This window comes from Salinicoccus sp. RF5 (genome assembly GCF_020786625.1).
In the GTDB taxonomy this organism is placed as follows: domain Bacteria; phylum Bacillota; class Bacilli; order Staphylococcales; family Salinicoccaceae; genus Salinicoccus.
Genome location: NZ_JAJGRC010000001.1, coordinates 758,918 through 775,518, shown reverse-complemented (window position 1 = coordinate 775,518; position 16,601 = coordinate 758,918). Strand labels below are relative to the sequence as shown.

The following is a 16,601-nucleotide window of genomic DNA, read 5'->3' as shown; positions in this document are numbered from 1 at the left end:
GCCAGATGGGAGTCTGAATATGGAAGAATACAGCTATCCAATAGATGTCGACTGGTCGACGGATGAAATCATCGACGTCGTCGCATTTTTCGAAGCGGTGGAAGAAGCCCATGAGGAAGGAATCGCCGCTGTGGAGCTTAAAGAAAAGTACCGGAAGTTCAAGGCGGTCGTTCCCGGTAAGGCCGAGGAGAAGACGGTCTTCAGGGAATTCAAATCGAACAGCGGACTCGAATCATATGCAGCGGTCAAGCTGCTCAAGGATGCCGATGATGACGATGTCATCAGAATATAGATCCATCCATCAGGTCTGCCCCTCGCCGGGGCAGGCTTTTTTGTCTTTTCTGGATGTCCCGGTATTCTGTTCCGGGCATATATACCATTCAAAGTTGATTAAAATATCGACGGTAGGGTATTATTCAAAATGAAGACATAATATCTGGGAGGTTAACATGGCTAGAAAAAATTACACACAAACAGTAGAACCTGTCAGCCGGATTGCTGAAAAGATCTTCGGGTGGCTGGCCTGGCTCGGCCTGCTTGCGATTACCGCTTTACTTCTATTCTTTTCACTCGTCACCATGAATGACCCTGCATTTGTAGATGATGTAAGACAGCAGTTGGAGACGGAATTCCAGAATGTGGCCCAGCAGGGGCAGGATCTCGGGGCAGCACCTGGAGAAGTTGCGAATATGGTCGTCGGGTGGCTTAATAACGTTTGGATGCTGGCGCTTTACCTCGCCATTCCACTAATTCTTGGACTTTTCGGCCTGCTTACGATGCGACGCAGGATACTCGCGGGATTCCTGCTGCTCATTGCAGGTATCCTCACTGCACCGATGATTGCATTTGTCATCACTGGACTGATTCCACTGTTCTTCGTCATTGCAGCGATTCTTCTGTTCGTCAGAAAAGATCGTGTCATCACCCATGATGACGATATGGAACCACTTGAAGGCAGAAGGGATGCAGATGCCCGTAGAAGAGATGGAGTGCAGGAGGACAGGCGCAGGGCATCAGATGATGATGCAGCATATGATCGACGTCGCGACATGGAGAGGGACCTGGAAGACAATCAGGTGAACCGCCGTGGAGACGATCCTGTAGGAAGATATGAAGATGATCGGCAAAAACAGCGCTACGCAGACGAAATCGATGAGCGGGAGCGTACCGGTGATGATGATCTGGAGCGGACACGCACATTCCGAAGCCTGGACGATAATGGCAGGGACGGCCGTTCCGGTGTCGTCGCCAGCGACGCGCAGTCGGACAGGGAAGGCGAGTATGTTGGACGGGATGACGACCGCTACGTCGACCGCAACATAGATTCCCAGGAAGCGACTGAACCGGTTACAGAGGAAGAGTATGCCCGCCGTGGCGGCATCGGAGCCGAAAGGGACGATGTCGAGAGGAACACTCGGAACGGAAATCTCGCTGACCGGAGCGGGGATGACTATGGCTACGATGCAACGAGAGAACGCAGGGATAACGTCAACCGACGCAATAATGACACCCTGTAATTGAATGAATAATACATGCCTCCGGCTTTTTGAGCCGGGGGCTGTTTCATGTCAAAATGTGTAATCGTTTTCATTCAAATGCATCAACGGATGCAGCATTATAGGGTGAAAATATAATTTCAAAGATTCTAAAAATTTTAATAAAAACTCTAGGATATTGCACTTTTATCTGTTAAGATACTTTCTATAGTTTCAAGCTTTATCCAATAAGGAGGGGATTTTCAATGAATGCTTTGGCAAGGCTGAGTCAATTCATCGGAAGTACGTTCGGTATATGGGTCATCATTTTTGCGATCTTGTCCTTTGTACTCCCGGGAGGATTTACATGGATTGCACCATACATAAACCTGCTGCTCGGCATCATCATGTTCGGCATGGGCCTGACGCTCAAGCTTACGGACTTCAAAAGGGTACTGAAAGCACCGAAGATGGTATTCATCGTAGTGCTGTCACAGTACACCATCATGCCGCTTCTGGCACTCGGGCTGGTCGTACTGTTCCAGCTGCCACCTGAAATTGCGGTCGGTGTCATCCTGGTCGGGTGCACACCAGGAGGGACGTCATCCAACGTCATGACTTTCCTGGCAAAAGGGAATACGGCACTGTCCGTAACCGCAACAGCCGTTTCGACGGTCCTGGCTCCAATCCTGACGCCTGCGCTTACGCTGCTGCTTGCAAGTGCGTGGCTGCCGGTTTCTTTCATGGACCTCTTCATCTCGATCATACAGATCGTCCTGGTTCCGATCGCACTTGGTCTGGCTGTGCGGATGCTGCTCGGTGACCATGTCGAGAAGGGCATCACCATACTGCCGCTCATCTCAGTGGTGGGCATCGTCGGCGTTGTCGCAGCGGTCGTATCGAACAATACGGAAGCGATCATGCAGTCCGGCCTGCTGATATTCGGTGTGGTCATACTGCACAATGTGCTCGGTTACCTCATCGGATTCGGCCTGGCCAAAGTGCTGAGGTTCGACCTTGCCGACCAGAAGGCGGTATCAATTGAAGTAGGAATGCAGAATTCAGGGCTTGCAGCAGCCTTGTCTGCAGCGCATTTTTCTCCACTCTCCGCCGTGCCTGCTGCATTGTTCAGCGTTTGGCATAATATTTCCGGATCTATGGCTGCTACGTGGATGAGCAAATACCATGGAGATGAAACAGAAGCGGAATCGGTCAAAAATGAAGAAGTACGTGTATAATGGGTCATAATCATGAAGGGTGGTTTTAAAATGTCAACAGAAGGAAAAACTGAAAAGGATCTAAGAATCAAGAGTAAAGTATATACGGAAAGTGATGTAAAGGCGCCGAACAGAGCAATGCTCCGTGCGGTCGGACTGACGGATGAAAGTTTCACAAAGCCGCAGATCGGAATCGCCAGCACTTGGGCTGAGGTGACACCATGCAACATCCACCTGAACGACCTTGCTCTGGAAGCGAAGGCCGGAGCGAGGGAAGCGGGCGGCGTGCCGCTCCAGTTCAATACGATCACAGTATCCGACGGGATCTCCATGGGTACACAGGGCATGCGCTATTCCCTGCCGTCACGCGATCTCATCGCAGACTCCATCGAAACGGTCGTAGGGGCCGAGAACCTGGATGGACTTGTAGCGATCGGTGCATGTGACAAGAACATCCCGGGCTGTGCCATCGCGATTGCGAATGCAGAAGTTCCGGCAGTATTCGTCTATGGCGGCACAATTGCACCCGGACAGCACAGAGGTCGTGACATCGATCTTGTCAGTGTGTTTGAAGGCGTCGGCAAACTGAATGCCGGAGAGATCGATGAGAAGGAACTGAATCAGATCGAATGCAATGCATGTCCTGGGGCAGGAGCGTGCGGCGGCATGTATACTGCGAACACCATGGCATCGGCGATGGAGGCGCTTGGACTGAGCCTGCCCGGCAGTGCATCCAACCCGGCTGAATCGAAGGAGAAGGCGGAAGACGTCAAAGCTGCAGGCGAAGCTGTCTACAAACTGCTCGAGGCGGGTATCTATCCGAAGGACATCATGACGGAGAAGGCATTTGAAAATGCGATCACTGTCGTCATGGCGCTGGGTGGATCGACAAACGCCATCCTGCACCTCCTTGCCATCGCGCACGCGGCTGAAGTGGATCTCACCATCGACGACTTCAACCGCATCCAGGAGAAGGTCCCGCATCTGGCGGACCTGAAACCAAGCGGACGCTATGTCATGCAGGACCTGTATAAGGCCGGAGGCGTTCAGGGCGTAATGAAGATGTTGCACAGGGAAGGCTACCTCCATGGGGACTGCATGACGGTAACGGGCAAGACGGTAGCAGAAAACCTTGAAGAAGTGGATGACCTTGTGGAAGGTCAGGATGTGATCATGCCATTCGATAACCCGAAACGTGCAGATGGTCCACTTATCGTCCTGAAAGGAAACCTGTCACCGACAGGCGCAGTAGCGAAAGTTTCCGGAGTGAAGGTCGCCCGTCACGTGGGGCCAGCGAGGGTATTCGACAATGAGAAGGAAGCATCCGATGCCGTACTGGCCAACGAGATCAATGAGGGCGATGTCCTCGTGATCCGCTATGTCGGACCGAAAGGCGGACCGGGCATGCCGGAAATGCTCTCCATCTCGAGCCTGCTCGTCGGCAAGGGCCTCGGTGAGAAGGTGGCGCTGCTCACGGATGGCCGTTTCTCAGGCGGTACACATGGGCTTGTCGTCGGTCACATCTCGCCTGAAGCACAAAGCGGGGGACCAATTGCCTTCCTCCAGGAGGGGGATATGGTGACGATCGATTCAACGAAGAAGGAAATCTCCTGTGAAGTATCGGAAGAGGAGATGGACAGGCGCCGCAGCGCGTGGGAAGCGCCACCGCTCTACAAAAAAGGTGTGCTCGGCAAATATGCACATAATGTCACATGCTCCTCCGAAGGTGCAGTGACAGATTACCTGACCAAATAGAACATGCATGCACGGCATATCCATGCCGTGCATTTTTCATTTGGACGGATATGGAAGATTAAATCAAAAAAATCAGAAAAAAATCAGAAACATGGAATCCCCTCATGTAGCCATTGTAAACGGTTACATATTCTGAAATGTTTGATAATTTAAAATTATTTACCGACAGGTGGTTGATTTCTTCCTCCAAACGTTATAAGATTACTTTCAATATCACATATCAGAAATGTCAGATAAATATAAATCAATGAAAAACGACGATGGGAACGTAGAGGAAAGGCAAGTCGATCACCAGAGACCCGGGATGCTGGAAACCGGGATTGACACTTTCTTCTATCTCGACCCTGAGTGCCGGACTGAAAAGTTGAGTAGGCTCGGCCGGGTGCATGCCACCCGTTACCAAAACGGACTTCTACAAGTCCATAAGGCATTCTTCGTGAGAAGGATGCAAAACTGGGTGGTACCGTGAAATAGCTCTTTTCGCCCCATGACATGCTCGCAGTCCGACTGGGAGCAGAACGTGGGAAGAAGGGGCTATTTTTTTATAACAAAAGTAAATGAAGCGTATCTTGCTCAAGATCCATAAGGAGGTAAGTGGTAATGAAAACACAAACTGAAATGCACACACAACCAGTTGAACAGAAACTGCGAACTGGGGCTGACCTTTTCGTCCAGTCACTTGTTGAAGAGAATGTTGAAACAGTATTCGGCTACCCTGGCGGTGCCGTGCTGCCGATCTACGATGCACTATACCGGGCGGAAGCACCGTTTCAGCATATACTATGCAGACACGAACAGGGTCTCATCCACGCTGCGGAAGGCTACGCAAGGGTGACGGGCAAACCGGGTGTCGTCATTGCCACTTCAGGACCGGGTGCAACCAACCTGATTACGGGCATCACTGATGCAATGATGGATTCACTGCCGGTCGTCATCTTCACCGGCCAGGTATCCACAGCAGTCATCGGTTCCGATGCTTTCCAGGAAGCGGATGTAATCGGCCTGACAACTCCAATAACAAAGCATAACTATCAGGTTACGGACATCAAGGACCTTCCAAGGATAACGAAGGAAGCATTCCACATTGCTACGACGGGCCGGCCGGGGCCGGTGGTCGTCGACATTCCAAAGAACATCGCCCAGGAGATCACGGATAAGACATTCGATACATCCTTCCATCTCCCAGGGTACCAGCCGACGATCAAGCCGAACCCGCTGCAGATCAGAAGGCTTGCTGAAGCACTTGCACAGGCGAAGAAACCGGTACTTCTTGCCGGCGCTGGTGTCCATTTTGCAGATGCTTCAGTTGAGCTCAAGGCTTTCGCGGAAAGGTTCGAACTGCCGGTCACGACGACATTGCTTGGACTCGGCAGCTTCCCGGGAGGACATGAACAGGCACTCGGGATGGCCGGGATGCACGGCTCCTACAGTGCGAACATGGCCCTCTATGAAGCGGACCTGCTGATCAATATCGGGGCAAGATTCGATGATCGGCTCACAGGAGCCATCCAGCACTTTGCACCGGAAGCAACAGTCGCACACATCGATATAGACCCTGCCGAGATCGGCAAGAACATCGAAACGAAGATTCCGGTCGTCGGGGATGCAAAGGAAGCGTTGAATGCACTGCTCGATATCGACATCGAATGCACCGACCACTCCAGCTGGAGTGAAAATGCGATGCGCAATAAGAAGGAATACCCATTCTGGTTCGAACGTTCCGATGACCTGATTTCACCCCAGTGGCTGATCGAATCGGTCCACCGTGAAACGGATGGCCATGCGATCGTCACCACGGACGTCGGCCAGCATCAGATGTGGGCAGCCCAGTTCTATCAGTTCAATTCTCCGCACAAATGGGTGACATCCGGGGGACTCGGTACGATGGGCTTCGGCCTTCCGGCAGCAATCGGTGCACAGCTCGGCCGGCCGGAAGAGACGGTGGTGGCCATCGTCGGGGACGGCGGCTTCCAGATGACCATGCAGGAGATGGCGGTCATCAAGCAGCACAACCTCCCGATCAAAGTCATCATCGTCAACAACGAAGCACTTGGCATGGTGAGGCAGTGGCAGGAAAGTTTCTATGAGGAACGCTACTCCGCTTCACTGCTGACCGAGAATCCGGATTTCATCAAACTTGCCGAAGGCTTCGGGGTCAAGGGCATCCGGGTTTCAAAGGAGACCGATGTCCCTTCCGTAATCAAGGAAGTCTTCCAGCATGACGGCCCGGTGCTTGTGGATGCCAGAGTACAGAAGCTCGACAAAGTATACCCGATGGTTGCTCCGGGCAAGGGAAACCATGAAATGATAGGGGTGAAACGATGCGAAGAATAATTACAGCCACCGTCCAGAATTCGAGCGGCGTGTTGAACAGGATCACCGGCATGCTGTCGAAACGGGCTTTCAATATAGAAAGCATCACAGTCGGTACAACTGAAATAGAAGGCATATCCAAAATGACATTCGTAGTTGAGATACCTGATGAGAACAAGATCGAACAGCTGACAAAACAGCTGAACAAGCAGATCGATGTGCTGAAGGTGAATGATATCACCGAAAAGGCGATCGTCCAGAGGGAGCTTGCACTGATCAAAGTGGGCAGTACAAGCGCTTCCCGGGCGGAAATCCAGGGGGTCATCGAGCCCTTCAGGGCCCGAGTCCTCGATGTATCGAGGGACAGCCTGGTAATAGAAGTGACAGGGAAGCCGGATAAGATCGAGGCACTTATCGATCTGCTCCAGCCCTACGGCATCAAAGACATGACACGGACAGGAGTGACTGCTTTCCCAAGAGGAAAGCAGCCCAGGCAGATTCAGGAGTTTACACTAAGCGTTTAGCATCAAAAACCAAAAAAACCAATTCACACAAATGAGAGGAAGATTATAATGACTAAAGTATTCTATGACAAAGACATCAACAAAGAGGCGCTCCAAGGAAAGAAAATCGCAATCGTCGGCTATGGTTCCCAGGGCCACGCACATGCGCAGAACCTGCGCGACAGCGGATACGAGGTCGTAGTCGGACTCAGACCAGGCAAATCCCAGGACAAGGCCAAAGAGGATGGTTTCGAAGTGAAGGCAGTTGCCGATGCAGTTGCAGAAGCAGATGTCACGATGGTACTGCTGCCGGATGAGAACCAGCCGAAAGTATATGAAGAAAGCATCAAGGACAACATGAAGCCGAACAGCGCCTTAGCTTTCGCCCACGGATTCAACATCCACTTCAACCAGGTGGTGCCTAGGGAAGACGTCGATGTATTCCTCGTCGCTCCAAAAGGACCTGGCCACCTCGTAAGGAGAACATACGAAGAGGAAGCCGGCGTACCTGCACTATATGGCGTCTTCCAGGATGTCACCGGCAAAGCGACCGATGTGGCGATGGCCTATGCTGCAGGCATCGGTGCTGCAAGGGCAGGCGTGCTTGAGACTTCATTCCAGGAAGAGACGGAAACGGACCTCTTCGGAGAGCAGGCTGTATTGTGCGGCGGACTGACAAGCCTGGTGAAAGCAGGTTTCGAAACATTGACTGAAGCAGGCTATCAGCCGGAAGTGGCATACTTCGAGTGCCTGCATGAAATGAAGCTCATCGTAGATCTCATGTATGAAGGCGGCATGGAGAACATGAGATATTCCATCTCCGACACTGCACAGTGGGGTGACTTCGTATCCGGACCACGCGTTGTAAATGATGAAACGAAAGCACGCATGAAAGATGTACTGACTGAAATCCAGAATGGCCAGTTCGCCAAAGGATGGATCCTTGAAAACCAGGCTGGACGTCCACAATTCAATGCAATCAACAACAACGAATACAACCACCCGATTACAAAAGTCGGACAGGATCTGCGTGATCTGATGCCATTCGTCAAGCAGCCTGTCAATGATAAAAAGAAAGAAGGGAAAGTCCATGTCACGAATTAGGATATTTGATACGACCCTTCGGGATGGGGAGCAGTCCCCAGGCGTGAATCTGAATAAGATGGAGAAACTTGAAATCGCAAAGCAGCTTGAACGTCTTGGCGTGGATGTCATGGAGGCAGGCTTTCCAGCCGCCTCCGAAGGTGACTTCCAGGCAGTCAAGCTGATTGCGGACACTATCAAGGATGTTTCAGTAACAGCACTTGCCCGGACGAGAGTAGAGGATATCGATCGTGCCTATGAGGCTTTGAAGAATACACCGCACCCAAGAATCCATATATTCCTGGCAACTTCCCCGATCCATATGACATACAAGCTGAAGATGACGCCGGAACAGGTAATCCAGCAGTCGGTGGATATGGTGAAGTACGCCAAGGAAAAGTTCGAGGAAGTGGAATGGTCCGCAGAAGATGCGACACGTTCCGAGTGGCCTTTCCTGGCCCAGGTGATCGAACAGGTCATCGAAGCCGGAGCAACAGTCGTGAACCTTCCCGATACGGTCGGCTATACGACGCCTGATGAATATGGAAACATGTTCAAGTATATGAAGGAAAGTGTTCCGAACATCGATCGTGTCGACCTCTCATGCCACTGCCACAACGACCTTGGGATGGCAGCAGCCAATACGATCGCAGCCATTGAAAATGGTGCGACCCAGGTTGAAGGCACAATCAACGGCATCGGCGAACGTGCAGGCAACGTGGCACTTGAGGAAGTGGCCATCGCATTGAAGATACGCAATGACCGCTACAGTTACGAAACGGGACTCAAACTCAATGAGATCAAACGTTCCAGCGATCTTGTTGCGAAACTGACCGGCATGTACGTGCAGGCGAACAAGGCGATCGTCGGCCGTAATGCCTACGCACATGAATCCGGGATCCATCAGGATGGCGTCCTGAAGAATGCGGAAACATATGAAATCATTACGCCGGAACTCGTGGGTGTTTCATCCAATACACTGTTCATGGGCAAACACTCCGGACGTCACGCCTTCAAGGATAAGGTCAAGGCCTTCGGCGTAGAAATGACGGATGATGAAATCAAGGCGGCGTTCAAGAACTTCAAGACGCTTACCGACCACAAACGGGAAGTGACTGACGACGACATCTATACGCTGATCATGGAAGTCAAGACCGACCAGTCTGCGATGAACAAATACACGCTTGAAACATTCCAGGTCAATTATGGCACACAGAACATCACTACTGCGACAGTGGCGCTCAATACTCCGGAAGGGGAGACGGTCCAGACCGCTGCTACAGGGAATGGCAGTGTCGAAGCACTGTACCGCACGATTTCCGAACTGATCGACTACGATCAGAAGCTGCTCGACTATCAGATCAATTCGGTCGGCGGCGGGAAGGATGCCCTTGCGGAATCACATGTGCAGTTGGCTGTTGAAGGGGAAACGGTCAACGGACGCGGTACGGCACAGGATGTCATTGAAGCATCGGCAAATGCATACATCAACGCAGTCAACAGGTATATCCTGAAGATGCAGGTGGAGAAAGAGGAAGTAGCCAACAGATAAAGTGAGATGGAGGGGTACAAAATGAGAAAACAAGTGATCCTATTGCCCGGTGACGGAGTCGGTCGGGAAATCATGGAAGGTGCAAAAGCAGTACTGAATACCATAGCAGGCGAATACAACCATGAATTCATTGTCCATGAACATGCAATCGGTGGAGATGCCATCGACCGATATGATACACCTTTACCGGAACAGACGGTGAAAGCATGCGAAAATGCCGACGCGATACTTCTTGGGGCTGTGGGCGGTCCGAAGTGGGACGGCATACCTGCCGGCAAACGACCTGAAAAAGGTCTGCTCGGCATCCGCAAGTCCCTTGGACTTTTCGCAAACCTGCGTCCGGTGCAGGGGTTCGGACCACTTGTCCATGCCTCTCCACTCAAAACGGAGCTTGTCGACGGCTGCGATATACTCATCGTCCGTGAGCTGACCGGCGGCCTCTATTTCGGGAAGCCGAGCGGACGCAGCGCTGACGGTGAAGAAGTGGTCGATACACTCCGCTACACCCGTAAGGAGATTGAACGGATTGTAGAGAAAGGTTTCGAAGCGGCACAAGTGCGGAGCGGCAAACTGACATCCGTCGACAAGGCGAATGTGCTCGAGTCCAGCCGGGTGTGGAGGGAAGTCGTTGAGGAAAAGGCAAAGGACTATCCGGATGTGACGGTGGAACACCAGCTCGTCGATTCTGCAGCGATGAAACTGATTACGAACCCGAAGCAGTTTGATGTCATCGTCACGGAAAACCTCTTTGGCGACATACTCAGTGATGAGGCTTCCGTACTCACCGGTTCCCTCGGAATGCTCCCTTCAGCGAGTCTGCGGGCAGATGGTGTCGGCCTCTACGAACCGGTCCATGGATCGGCGCCGGACATTGCCGGTGAAGGAGTCGTCAATCCACTTGGCATGATCCTCTCCACTGCAATGATGCTCAAGTATTCATTCGGCATGGAAGAGGAAGCGGCGGAGATAGAGCGGGCCGTCAAGGAATGCCTCGAAGACGGATATCATACGCGCGATCTGGATGTGCAAGGCGGCAAGGTCGTCGGTACGGATGAAATGATCAAGCGGGTCGTCGAGAATCTATCCACGAAAAGTATTTCTAATGCAATCTGCAGTTCTTATATGTAAGGAAAAGGTGTGTCGGATATGGGAAAAGGAAAAACAGTAATTGAAAAAATCTGGGAAACTCATGTGGTCCACAGCCAGGAGGAAAAGCCGGACCTGATCTATATCGATCAGCATCTGGTGCATGAAGTGACTTCTCCGCAGGCGTTTGAAGGACTCAGGCTCAAAAACAGGAAAGTGCGTCGTCCGGATCTGACATATGCCACGATGGACCATAATGTTCCGACAAAGAACAGGGAAGTCGTCAAAGATGAAATCTCCAAGACCCAGATGGAAACGTTGAGAAGGAACTGTGAGGAGTTCGGCATCAAGCTTGCCGATATGTTCCACCCGGACCAGGGCATCGTGCATGTCATCGGTCCTCAGCTTGGTCTGACCCAGCCAGGAAAGACGATCGTCTGCGGAGACAGCCATACATCCACCCACGGTGCCTTCGGTGCACTCGCCTTCGGCATCGGTACAAGTGAAGTGGAACATGTATTGGCTACCCAGACTTTGATGCAGAGCCGTCCAAAGACGATGAACGTCAAAGTCAATGGTGACCTGCCGGCGGGCGTGACAGCAAAGGACCTCATCCTTGCCATCATAGCAAAATTCGGCGTCAAATTCGGTACGGGCCACGTCATTGAATACACTGGAGATGCAATCCGCAACCTGTCGATGGAAGGCCGGATGACGGTCTGCAACATGTCGATTGAAGGCGGTGCACGTGCAGGGCTGATCAGCCCGGATGAAACGACCGTGGAATATTTGCGCGGCCGGGAATATGTGCCGGAAGGCGAAGCATTCGAACGCAAGGCGGCCGAGTGGCTCGAACTTGCTTCAGACGAAGACGCAGAATATGATAAGACGCTTGAAATCGACGCTCAGGAAGTTGAACCGCAAGTTTCATGGGGCACGAACCCGAGCATGGTCGTTCCAATCAGCGGGATGACCCCTTCGGTCGATGCAGTCGACAACAAGGATGAAGTCAGCCGTGCACTGGAGTACATGGGACTCGAGGAGAACCAGCCGATCACTTCCATCGAAGTCGATCACGTATTCATCGGTTCCTGCACAAATTCAAGGCTTCCGGATCTGGTGAACGCTGCGAACATCATCAAAGGGCACAAAGTGAAGGATGGTGTCAGGGCGATTGTCGTTCCAGGCTCCTTCAGTGTCAAACTGCAGGCGGAGGAACTGGGCATCGATGAAATATTCAAGGAAGCCGGTTTCGAATGGCGTGAATCAGGATGCAGCATGTGTCTTGCAATGAATGATGATGTCGTACCTGCCGGTGGACGCTGTGCCTCCACTTCCAACCGGAACTTCGAGGGACGGCAGGGCAGCGGTGCACGTACACACCTCGTCAGTCCGGAGATGGCAGCCGTAGCTGCAATCGAAGGCAACTTTACAGACGTAAGAAAATTCCAGGCTGGAGTGCCGAGTTAGGAGGGGGAACGGATGGAAGCGATCAAAGAACATGAAGGGAAGGTCTTTCCGCTCAACCGCAGCAATGTGGACACGGACCAGATCATACCCAAACAATTCCTGAAGCGTGTGGAACGGACAGGTTTCGGCCAGTTCGTCTTCCACAACTGGCGGTTTGATGATGATGGAAATCCGAAACCGGATTTCGAACTGGACAGTCCGCGCTATAAGGATGCATCGGTCCTCATAGCTGGAGAGAACTTCGGATGCGGCTCTTCAAGGGAGCATGCACCCTGGGCGCTGCTCGATTTCGGATTCAAGGTCATCATTGCACCAAGTTTTGCGGATATATTCTACAACAATGCATTCAAGAACGGCATCATCCTCATCAAGGCGGATGAAAGCCAAGTGGATGAATGGATGGAGCAGGCGAAGGAAGGCACGTTCCATCTTAATGTCGACCTTGAAGAGCAGACCATTTCGGACGGAACGAAGCAGCTCCCGTTCGATATTCCATCCTACCATAAGGAGAAGCTCCTGAACGGCTGGGACGACATCGCATTGACATTATTGCTCGACGACAAGATCAGGGAATATGAGGAGAAGCAGGCTGCGAAAGCCTGACTCCTCGCTGGAACAGGGAGTAATCAAAAACATAGATTATATCCAAATAAATCATTCAAGGAGTGTGACCACATGGGGATTTCCTAACTGGTGGATTAGTCCATGACGCCTGGAAGCGTTTGGATCATGTTGTCCATCACACACCGTTACGTACGTCAGCTACAACGAATCAGCGCACAGAGAAAAATGTCTATTTCAAAATGGAGAACCAGCAGAAGACCGGGGCTTTCAAATTCAGGGGGGCAAGCTATAAGCTCATGCGCCTTACCGATGAAGAGCTGGGATGCGGGGTAATCACCGCGTCTGCAGGCAACCATGCACAGGGACTGGCTTTGGCCGCCCACAAACTTGGAGTGAAGGCGACGATCTATATGGCTGAGGCGACACCTGAAGCGAAAGTCGAGGCGACAAGGGGCTATGGCGCCCAAGTCGTACTCACGGGAGAAAGTTTCCAGGAGGCCTATGAAGCAGCACTTGAGCATCAAAAGAAGTGCGGTGCGACCTTCGTCCATCCTTTCGACGATTATGACATCATGGCCGGACAGGGAACAATCGCCCTCGAGATGCTCGAGCAGGAAAGCAGGATCGATACGATCATCGTACCGATCGGCGGCGGGGGATTGATCAGCGGCATCGCTGTCGCAGCCAAATCCGTAAATCCGGATATCAAGGTGATCGGTGTCCAGGCAGCATCAGCTGCAGCGATGTACACCGCCTACCACAAGGGCGTCGTGGAAAAGTTGGATAAGGTCTCCACCATCGCAGAGGGCATAGCCGTAAAGCAGCCAGGCGAAAAGACGGTTCCGCTCATCCGGCATTATGTGGATGATGTGATTACAGTGAGCGAAGCCGAAATTGCGAACGCCATGGTGACTATGCTCCAACGCGGCAAGACATTGGTCGAAGGCGCTGGTGCAGCTGCATTGGCGGGATTATTGTCACATAATGATCAGATAGATTCCAGACATTGTGGAGTAATCGTCAGCGGCGGCAACTTCGACATCGGCAAGATTGGTGATGTCCAGTCGCTCGCAAATCAGTTGAAGCCCGAACGGTCCCGTAACACCGTGGTATTGTAGCCATACTTGGGATCAACGAAACAACCCGTCATCTATCCAGATGACGGGTTGTTTCGTGCCGATGTAAAGTTCTGTTCCATCCTAGTACAGACGGACAAGTTCCTGGAGGACAGTTTCGAGCTCCTTGATGAAGATGTCATCGTGGCTGAGGACGCTGTTTGAAGGGAGGTATTTCTTGCCGACGAGGAACTCACCCTTCTTGACGTCCCGGAGCCTTACAAGTGCCGATTCCAGATCTTCCTCGCTCATGTCCCTGAGGGCCGTCTTTTCCGGTCTCATATGGTTGAGGGAGACGACGTAATCCTCAGGTATGGAGCGGATGATGTCAATCTGGTCGAGCAACCTTTCTGCGGTTGCCGCCTTCTCTGGGGATTCATAGATGGTGCCATACATGCAGAAGGCATGGTCGCCGAAGAGGCCGATCTGAAAATGCGGCATCATCTTATAGCCTCTCGGGTTGGTGCTGAAGCTCACCCACGTGTCATCGGGCGGATTGACTTTGCGTCTTGCATGCTTGGCGACATGTGCGAAATGCTCATCCCCGGTGATCTCTGTCAGGTATTCACTGAAGTATTCACCCAGGTTTTCGAGCTTTGGACGTATGGTGGTCTTGAGCGCATCCATCCGCGGCTCGAGGCCATCGATTTCAAATACTTTGAAATCATCTTTGGTAAAATGGTATTTGGACATTTTACTACTCCTTTCAAATGACTACTTATATGATAGAATAAGTAATGATGTCAATCAATTATTTGGGGTGGATGCAATGGAAATATACGAGTTTGGACAACGCTTGATAAGAGAGGCCGGGGATTTCATCCGGCTGCGTATGAAAAAGGACTTCCGTATCGATGCTAAATTGAATCCGAATGATCTCGTGACCGACGTGGATCGCGAGACTGAAACATATATATACGACCGAATACTTGAAAGGTATCCCGACCACCGGATCATCGGTGAAGAGGGTCATGGAACCGATATTGAAGATACTGAAGGGGTCCTATGGATAGTGGACCCGATTGATGGCACATTGAATTTTGTGCATCAGCTTCAGAATTTTGCGGTTTCGATCGGTGTGTATGTTGATGGCAGACCGCATTGCGGGATGATACTTGATGTGATGAATGACCACCTCTATCATGCGAAGGCGGGGGAGGGGGCGTTCAAGGATGACATCCGTCTGGCGCCGCTGGAAGATACGGACCTTGCCCATTCGCTCGTCAGCCTGAATTCGAACTGGGTGGTCAGGGAAGGCATCGGCCAGGCTTTCACGAAAGTGGTCAGGGAAGCGCGCAGTACGCGCTCATACGGCTCTGCTGCACTTGATATGGCATTCACCGCAACAGGGATAGTAAGTGCAACATTGTTCTACCGCCTGCACCCCTGGGACTATTCTGCCGGAATGATCATCATTTCGGAGGTTGGGGGCAGGACGACGAATCTGCTTGGTGAAGAGATAGATATTCTGAAAAAAGACAGCATATTGGCAGGCAACCAGGCGATCCACGGAGAGCTTGTAAGCTATTTCGACTCCGATGCATCTTTCATCGAATCCCATAGACGCACACATGGCGAAAAATAATAGATTCTTTCCTTATGGTCCAGCTTCTTGAAGTTGGACCGTATTATTTTCTGCAGGGTGTATTCAGATACCGATATGCGCAGATGGTCGATGATGTCCCGGCGCTTGTAGGTCTCATGGGGAAACAGGCGGTCGAACTGCGTGAAATAGTCCCTCGCGATGACCTGTACCGATTCGACCTGGCCGCACATGCAGCATTTTCCGATCTTCCCGCCGATCGCCTCCCATCCGAAGGCATGGCACCTTCTGCATTTTATGCCCCGACGGAAGTTTCCGGTACCGATCGGAAGCGGCGCCCGCGCCCCGAGCATCAAGTCGAGGCGGGGCGATGGTTCTTTTTTCTGACCACAGCGGAATGTTCGATGGCCTTCAGATAGTAGGGGAGGTTCTGCTCCTCCAGGAAGATGTCCGAGCGCTTTCCCTTCAATTGGAAGGCATCGTTCATCAGCACATATTTCAGTATGACGGGCCGCTGATATGTACCGGCATCTATCAGCTGGTTGCGGAACATTTCGAATATCCGCCTGCTGCGGTTCAGGTCGAGGACCGCTTCATGCGTGCTGCTGCACAGGATATTGAACGGATTGATGTAGTGCTCGCCTTCAAGGTCGTGGAGTATGAACAGATAGTAGCAGTAATCGGTCACGATCAGTACGTTCACTATTTCCACCTGCCTGTCGACCAGAACTTCAGCATGCCAGTGAATCCGCATGTTTGTTGTATTTACCTTCATCAGATGGTGTTCGAATTTCTCTTCCAGCTTCTCCATCCTCTGCATCGCTTCATATTCGCTGGTTTCGTTATCCGAAAAAGGCAGTCTGTTATAAAGGAACTCATATACTTTCAATCGGTCGGGTTTCTGTCTCATGGCACATCTCCCTTT

16 protein-coding genes are annotated in these 16,601 nt (G+C 51.8%); 13 read left to right on the top strand and 3 right to left on the bottom strand.

Translation table 11 applies throughout. The features are described 5' to 3' along the window. Nucleotides 1-19: 19 nt before the first annotated feature. The 12 genes from LLU09_RS04100 to ilvA all read left to right on the top strand — a co-directional run bounded on the left by LLU09_RS04100 (nucleotide 20) and on the right by ilvA (nucleotide 14,136). Nucleotides 20-292 (top strand): UPF0223 family protein, encoded by a 273-nt coding sequence (locus tag LLU09_RS04100; protein ID WP_228310574.1) that lies wholly within the window; start codon nucleotides 20-22, stop codon nucleotides 290-292. A 157-nt stretch (nucleotides 293-449) separates the two neighbouring features. Continuing rightward, nucleotides 450-1,517, top strand: a complete 1,068-nt coding sequence (locus LLU09_RS04095; protein WP_228310573.1) for a DUF4064 domain-containing protein — start codon at nucleotides 450-452, stop codon at nucleotides 1,515-1,517. A gap of 224 nt (nucleotides 1,518-1,741) precedes the next feature. Continuing rightward, on the top strand, nucleotides 1,742-2,713 hold the full coding sequence (locus tag LLU09_RS04090) for a bile acid:sodium symporter family protein (RefSeq protein WP_228310572.1): 972 nt from the start codon (nucleotides 1,742-1,744) through the stop codon (nucleotides 2,711-2,713). A gap of 30 nt (nucleotides 2,714-2,743) precedes the next feature. After that, nucleotides 2,744-4,447, top strand: coding sequence for a dihydroxy-acid dehydratase (gene ilvD / locus LLU09_RS04085; protein WP_228310571.1), 1,704 nt, complete (start codon nucleotides 2,744-2,746; stop codon nucleotides 4,445-4,447). A 600-nt stretch (nucleotides 4,448-5,047) separates the two neighbouring features. After that, a complete protein-coding gene (gene ilvB, locus LLU09_RS04080) occupies nucleotides 5,048-6,781 on the top strand; it encodes a biosynthetic-type acetolactate synthase large subunit (RefSeq protein ID WP_228310570.1) in 1,734 nt (577 codons plus the stop codon). Continuing rightward, nucleotides 6,769-7,284, top strand: a complete 516-nt coding sequence (gene ilvN / locus LLU09_RS04075) for an acetolactate synthase small subunit (protein ID WP_040107009.1) — start codon at nucleotides 6,769-6,771, stop codon at nucleotides 7,282-7,284. Before ilvB ends, ilvN begins: the two co-directional genes overlap by 13 nt. Nucleotides 7,285-7,332: 48 nt before the next feature. After that, on the top strand, nucleotides 7,333-8,367 hold the full coding sequence (ilvC, locus tag LLU09_RS04070) for a ketol-acid reductoisomerase (RefSeq protein ID WP_175287778.1): 1,035 nt from the start codon (nucleotides 7,333-7,335) through the stop codon (nucleotides 8,365-8,367). Continuing rightward, nucleotides 8,354-9,898: a 2-isopropylmalate synthase gene (locus LLU09_RS04065; RefSeq protein WP_228310569.1), complete on the top strand. Its 1,545-nt coding sequence runs from the start codon at nucleotides 8,354-8,356 to the stop codon at nucleotides 9,896-9,898. Before ilvC ends, LLU09_RS04065 begins: the two co-directional genes overlap by 14 nt. A gap of 21 nt (nucleotides 9,899-9,919) precedes the next feature. Further along, nucleotides 9,920-11,026 carry a 3-isopropylmalate dehydrogenase gene (gene leuB / locus LLU09_RS04060; protein ID WP_228310568.1) on the top strand — a complete coding sequence of 369 codons (1,107 nt, stop codon included), beginning with the start codon at nucleotides 9,920-9,922 and terminating at the stop codon, nucleotides 11,024-11,026. 18 nt (nucleotides 11,027-11,044) lie between these two features. Beyond that, the gene (leuC, locus tag LLU09_RS04055; protein WP_228310567.1) at nucleotides 11,045-12,454 is read left to right on the top strand and encodes a 3-isopropylmalate dehydratase large subunit; all 1,410 of its coding nucleotides are present in this window, start codon (nucleotides 11,045-11,047) and stop codon (nucleotides 12,452-12,454) included. Between the two features lie 12 nt (nucleotides 12,455-12,466). After that, entirely contained in the window at nucleotides 12,467-13,057 is a 591-nt protein-coding gene (gene leuD / locus LLU09_RS04050) for a 3-isopropylmalate dehydratase small subunit (RefSeq protein WP_228310566.1), read from the top strand. A gap of 119 nt (nucleotides 13,058-13,176) precedes the next feature. Next, entirely contained in the window at nucleotides 13,177-14,136 is a 960-nt protein-coding gene (gene ilvA / locus LLU09_RS04045) for a threonine ammonia-lyase (RefSeq protein ID WP_228310565.1), read from the top strand. A gap of 81 nt (nucleotides 14,137-14,217) precedes the next feature. On the opposite strand, the gene LLU09_RS04040 is transcribed toward ilvA, so the two are convergent. After that, on the bottom strand, nucleotides 14,218-14,826 hold the full coding sequence (locus LLU09_RS04040) for a YktB family protein (protein ID WP_040107016.1): 609 nt from the start codon (nucleotides 14,824-14,826) through the stop codon (nucleotides 14,218-14,220). A 76-nt stretch (nucleotides 14,827-14,902) separates the two neighbouring features. Here LLU09_RS04040 and LLU09_RS04035 point away from each other — a divergent pair, with 76 nt between their 5' ends. Beyond that, entirely contained in the window at nucleotides 14,903-15,718 is an 816-nt protein-coding gene (locus LLU09_RS04035; RefSeq protein ID WP_228310564.1) for an inositol monophosphatase family protein, read from the top strand. On the opposite strand, the gene LLU09_RS04030 is transcribed toward LLU09_RS04035, so the two are convergent. Both LLU09_RS04030 and LLU09_RS04025 read right to left on the bottom strand, forming a co-directional pair. Then, nucleotides 15,658-16,029, bottom strand: a complete 372-nt coding sequence (locus LLU09_RS04030) for a hypothetical protein (RefSeq protein ID WP_228310563.1) — start codon at nucleotides 16,027-16,029, stop codon at nucleotides 15,658-15,660. The two genes, LLU09_RS04035 and LLU09_RS04030, sit on opposite strands and share 61 nt — an antisense overlap. Continuing rightward, a complete protein-coding gene (locus LLU09_RS04025; protein ID WP_228310562.1) occupies nucleotides 16,029-16,586 on the bottom strand; it encodes a hypothetical protein in 558 nt (185 codons plus the stop codon). Before LLU09_RS04025 ends, LLU09_RS04030 begins: the two co-directional genes overlap by 1 nt. Nucleotides 16,587-16,601 lie beyond the last annotated feature (15 nt).